The 4,853-nt window shown below is 70.2% G+C and carries 6 protein-coding genes; 2 read left to right on the forward strand and 4 right to left on the reverse strand.

From position 1 onward, the window contains the following. A partial coding sequence (locus A5702_RS04995) for a TetR/AcrR family transcriptional regulator (RefSeq protein ID WP_156669493.1) occupies positions 1-313 on the reverse strand: 313 nt, incomplete at its 3' end. Positions 314-360: 47 nt separating this feature from the next. Between A5702_RS04995 and A5702_RS05000 the strand changes: the two genes are divergently transcribed. Both A5702_RS05000 and A5702_RS05005 read left to right on the forward strand, forming a co-directional pair. Beyond that, complete coding sequence (locus tag A5702_RS05000) at positions 361-1,941, forward strand: FAD-binding oxidoreductase (protein WP_369817868.1); 1,581 nt, start codon at positions 361-363, stop codon at positions 1,939-1,941. Further along, the gene (locus tag A5702_RS05005) at positions 1,938-2,840 is read left to right on the forward strand and encodes a diacylglycerol kinase (RefSeq protein WP_068218739.1); all 903 of its coding nucleotides are present in this window, start codon (positions 1,938-1,940) and stop codon (positions 2,838-2,840) included. The genes A5702_RS05000 and A5702_RS05005 overlap by 4 nt, the downstream gene beginning before the upstream one ends. 7 nt (positions 2,841-2,847) lie before the next feature. On the opposite strand, the gene A5702_RS05010 is transcribed toward A5702_RS05005, so the two are convergent. From A5702_RS05010 to A5702_RS05020, 3 genes are all read right to left on the reverse strand, one after another. Further along, the gene (locus tag A5702_RS05010) at positions 2,848-3,360 is read right to left on the reverse strand and encodes a DUF3145 domain-containing protein (RefSeq protein WP_068218742.1); all 513 of its coding nucleotides are present in this window, start codon (positions 3,358-3,360) and stop codon (positions 2,848-2,850) included. 141 nt (positions 3,361-3,501) lie between these two features. Further along, positions 3,502-4,320 (reverse strand): serine hydrolase, encoded by an 819-nt coding sequence (locus A5702_RS05015; RefSeq protein ID WP_068218745.1) that lies wholly within the window; start codon positions 4,318-4,320, stop codon positions 3,502-3,504. After that, on the reverse strand, positions 4,320-4,853 hold a 534-nt coding region (locus A5702_RS05020; RefSeq protein WP_156669494.1), incomplete at its 5' end, for a class I SAM-dependent methyltransferase. The genes A5702_RS05015 and A5702_RS05020, both read right to left, overlap by 1 nt.

Genomic DNA, 4,853 nt, shown 5'->3' on the forward strand with positions numbered 1-4,853 from the left:
CCGACATCACGAGCCGGTCCTCGCGAAGCAGGTTGGCCACCGTAACGATCTGTCGCACAAGCGATTCCCGGTCGTCGCCGAGCAGCGGCGCGTCGCGCATCACCTCGGTGATGTGGCGGGTCAACAGCGCCGCGACTATCGACTGGGTGTCCGGCCAGCGCCGGTAGACCGTGGGCCTGCTGACGCCGGCGCGGCGCGCGATCTCGGCCAGCGTCACCCGCTCGACGCCGTAATCGACCACACAGCTGGCCGCCGCCGCGAGGATGCGCTCGCCGGGGTCCACGCGGGTGCGTGCGTTACTGATTGACAGCATATGTAATACTGTAACGCATGACGCAACCCGAGGGTCTCCTCCCCCCGATGAAATGGAACGCGTGGGGGGATCCCGCCGCGGCCAAGCCGCTGTCCGAGGGCATCCGCAGCCTGCTGAAACAGGCGGTCGGCATCGACGATGCACAGAGGGCCGAACTCGAAGCGGACCAGGTGCGCCTGCGCCCGTCGGCGCTGTCGGATGAGGATCGCGAGGCGCTGGCCGGCATCGTCGGCGCGCCGCACTGCCGCACCGACGACCGGGACCGGTTGCTGCACGCGGGCGGGAAGTCGACGATCGACCTGCTGCGACGCAAGGACCCGGGCGTGCAGGACGCGCCCGACGCCATCCTGCTGCCCGGTGATGACGACGAAGTCGCCGCGGTCCTGGGCTACTGCTCCGAACGCCGCATCGCCGTCGTCCCCTTCGGCGGCGGCACCAGCGTGGTCGGCGGTTTGGACCCGATCCGCGGGGCGTTCCACGCGGTCGTGTCGCTCGACCTGCGCCGCCTCGACCGGTTGATCTCCCTCGACGAGGTGTCGGGCCAGGCCGTGTTGGGGGCCGGCGTCACCGGGCCCGACGCGGAGCGCATGCTTGGCGCCCAGGGCTTTTCGCTCGGTCATTTCCCGCAGAGCTTCGAGTACGCGACCATCGGCGGATTCGCCGCCACCCGCTCGTCCGGGCAGGACTCGGCGGGTTACGGCCGGTTCAACGACATGGTGCGCGGGCTGCGCGTCGTCACCCCGGCGGGCACCATCGACCTGGGTCGCGCGCCGGAATCCGCCGCCGGCCCCGACCTGCGTCAGCTGATGATCGGCTCGGAGGGCGCCTTCGGCGTCATCACCCAGGTGCGGCTGCGGGTGCACCGGGCGCCCGAAACCGTCCGCTACGAGGCGTGGTCGTTCCCCGACTTCGAGACCGGCGCCGCCGCCCTGCGCGCCGTCACCCAGACCGGCACCGGCCCCACCGTCATCCGGCTCTCCGACGAGGCCGAGACCGGGGTCAACCTGGCCACCACGGACGCGATCGGCGAAAGCCAGATCACCGGCGGCTGCCTGGCCATCACCGTGTTCGAGGGCACCAAGGAACACGTCGAAAGCCGGCACGCCGAAACCGCCGCCCTGCTGGCCGCCCACGGCGCGACATCGCTGGGCGAGGCACCGGCGCGGGCCTGGGAGCACGGTCGGTTCGGCGCGCCGTACCTGCGCGACTCGCTGCTGTCGGCGGGCGCGCTCTGCGAAACGCTCGAGACCGCCACCGACTGGTCGAACGTTCCCGCGCTCAAAGCCGCTGTGACGCAAGCGCTTACCGATGCGCTCGCCGAGTCCGGCACCCCCGCGTTGGTGATGTGCCACATCTCGCACGTCTACCCCACCGGCGCGTCGTTGTACTTCACCGTCGTCGCCGGGCAACGCGGCAACCCGATCGAACAATGGCTGGCCGCCAAGAAGGCCGCGTGCGACGCCATCATGGCCACCGGCGGAACCATCACCCACCACCACGCGGTCGGTGCCGACCACCGGCCCTGGATGGGCGACGAGGTGGGCGAGCTGGGCGTGCAAATCCTGCGCGCGGTCAAGGCGACCCTGGACCCCGCCGGAATCCTCAACCCCGGCAAGCTGATTCCATGACCGAGATCGCCAAGGTGATCGCGCTGACCAATCCCGTGTCGGGGCACGGCGCGGCAATCCGGGCGGCCCAGCTCGCGATCGCGCGGCTGCACCAACGCGGCGTCGAGGTCGTCGAGATCATCGGCGACGACGCGCAAGACGCGCGGCACCTGGTGAGCGCGGCGCTGGAGAAGGGCGCCGACGCGGTGATGGTCACCGGCGGCGACGGCGTGGTTTCCAACGCGCTGCAGGTGCTCGCCGGCACCGACGTTCCGTTGGGCATCGTGGCGGCGGGGACCGGCAACGACCACGCCCGCGAATTCGGGCTTCCGACAAGGGATCCCGAAGCCGCCGCCGATATCATCGTGGACGGCTGCACCGAAACCATCGACCTCGGGCGGATTCGCGACGGCGACGGGGCCACCAAGTGGTTCGGCACCGTGGCGGCCACCGGTTTCGACTCGCTGGTGACCGACCGGGCCAACCGGATGCGCTGGCCGCACGGGCGGTTGCGGTACTACCTCGCGATGCTCGCCGAGCTATCGCAGCTGCGCCTGTTGCCTTTTCGCTTGGTGCTCGACGGGACACGAGAGATCGACGCCGACATCACGCTGGCGGCGTTCGGCAACACCCGCAGCTACGGCGGCGGTCTGCTGATCTGTCCCAACGCCGACCCCACCGACGGCCTGCTCGACATCACGATGGCGCATTCAGCGTCGCGTACGAAGCTGGTGCGCCTGTTTCCCACCGTCATGAAGGGCACGCACGTCGACCTCGACGAGGTGACCACCGCGCGCGCCAAGACAATCCACGTCGAATGCCCCGGCATCAACGTCTACGCCGACGGCGACTTCGCCTGCGCGCTGCCCGCCGAGATCACCGCGGTTCCGGGCGCCCTGCGCATCCTGCGCCGCGCTTGACACCCAGCTAGCCGACGCCCCGGCTCAGCCAGGTCACCTCGCCGACCTCGCCGCCGTCGCGGTACGCCTCGAGGGCGTCGTCCCACGCCGTGCCCAGCACGGTGTCCAACTCGGCGGCCAGGGTGTCGGCGCCCTGTGTCATCAGCGCCCGCAGCCGCATCTCGCCGACCATGACGTCGCCGTTGGCGCTCATCGCCCCGCTCCACAGGCCGAGCTGCGGGGTGTGGCTGAACCGCTGGCCGTCGACTCCGGGGCTGGGATCCTCGGTGACCTCGAACCGCAGCACGGACCAGGAGCGCAGGGCGTTCGCCAGCCTGGCGCCGGTGCCCACCGGCCCGACCCAGTTGGTGACCGCGCGCAGCTGCCCGGGCATGGCCGGCTGGGGCGTCCAGGTGAGGTTCGCCTTCGCCCCAAGGGTCGACGACAACGCCCACTCGACATGCGGGCATACCGCCGCCGGCGAGGCGTGCACGTACACCACGCCTGTCGTCACGTCGGCGAATTGATTCGACGCACGCATTTCCTGCTCCTTCGGTTCCGCGAGGGACGTCTTCCCCAACGACCTGGCGGGACCTGGCGAGCAGGATGTCTAACTATTTTGTGTGTCGTGCGTGTCTATTGTGCCTTGTGTTGCCCATGTTGCGCTAGTGTGCATTTTCCTTTAGCCATATTCGGCTAGCACGGCGTCGGAAAAGGCCGGCCACGGCGCCAGCGCCCAGTCCCCGAAATCGCGGTTGGTGAGGACCACCAGCGCCAGGTCACGGTCCGGATCTGCCCAGATGAAGCCGCCCGCCTGGCCGAAATGACCGTAGGTTCGCGGCGAGTTGCGCGCGCCGGTCCAGTGCGGCGTCTTCGCGTCCCTGATCTCGAAACCCAGCCCCCAGTCGTTGGGTCGTTGGACGCCGTAGCCGGGCAGCACGCCGTCCAGGTCGGGAAATTGCACCGTCGTGGCCTCGGCGTGCAGTTGCGCCGAGACCGTCGCCGGCCGCAGCAGGTCGACGGCGAATTTACCCAGGTCAGCCACCGTGGACGTGGCGCCGAACCCAGCGGCGTCCGCGCCGCCCTCCAGCCGGGTCGACGCCATCCCTAGCGGCTGGAACACCGCCTCGGCCAGATAGCGGCCGAATTCGATGCCGGATTCGCGCTCGACGGCCTGGGCCAGCACGGCGAAGCCGTAATTGGAGTAGATGCGCCGCGCACCGGGCGCGGCCAGCACGTGATCGTTGCCCAGGGCCAGCCCCGACGCGTGCGCCAGTAGGTGCCGGATGGTGGCGCCCGGCGGCCCCGCCGGGCTGTCCAGGTCCACGACACCCTCTTCGATCGCGACGTGCGCGGCCCGGGCCACCAGCGGCTTGGTCACCGACGCCAGCGCGAACACCCGCCCGGTGTCGCCGTGGCTGGCGAGCACGCCGTCGGGCCCGATCACCGCAGCCGCGGCGGCCTCGACCGGCCAGTCGTCCAGCGCGTCGAGGGCCGACATCACTTCCGGGCGATGTAGTAGTTGTTGATGGGATCGGACTCGATCTCCGCCACCCGCACGTCGCCGAAACCGGCGTCGGCCAGCATTGCGGTGGCGAGCTGCGTTCCCCATGCCGTGCCGAGCCCGGCGCCGTCCAGCGCCAGCGACACCGTCATGCAGTGCATCAGCGACGTGGTGTACAGGTAGGTGCTCATCGGAATGCCGACGTTGTCCTCGAGCCGGCTCGATGCCTTGATGTCGGCCATCAGCAGGACACCGCCGGGCCGCAGGGCGCGATGGATGTTCTCCAGCACCCGCGCCGGCTGGGCCTGGTCGTGGATGGCGTCGAACACCGTGATGACGTCGTAGGCGTCCCGCTTGTCCAGCAGCGCCAGGTCGTGGCTCTCGAAGGTCGCGTTCGCCAGGCCCAGCTCGGCCGCCTCGCGGGCGCCGACGGCGATGGCGTGTTCGGAGAAGTCGACGCCGGTGAAGCGGCTGGCCGGGAACGCCCCTGCCATCACGTTGATCGCGTGGCCGCTGCCGCAGCCGAAGTC

This window comes from Mycobacterium sp. E3339 (genome assembly GCF_001666915.1).
GTDB lineage: Bacteria > Actinomycetota > Actinomycetes > Mycobacteriales > Mycobacteriaceae > Mycobacterium.

Bases quoted from the DNA above. Each gene is read 5' to 3' on its own strand.
- A5702_RS05000 (WP_369817868.1), top strand. From the start codon at position 361: ATGAAATGGAACGCGTGGGGGGATCCCGCCGCGGCCAAGCCGCTGTCC.
- A5702_RS05005 (WP_068218739.1), top strand. From the start codon at position 1,938: ATGACCGAGATCGCCAAGGTGATCGCGCTGACCAATCCCGTGTCGGGG.
- A5702_RS05010 (WP_068218742.1), bottom strand. From the start codon at position 3,360: ATGCGTGCGTCGAATCAATTCGCCGACGTGACGACAGGCGTGGTGTAC.
- A5702_RS05015 (WP_068218745.1), bottom strand. From the start codon at position 4,320: ATGTCGGCCCTCGACGCGCTGGACGACTGGCCGGTCGAGGCCGCCGCG.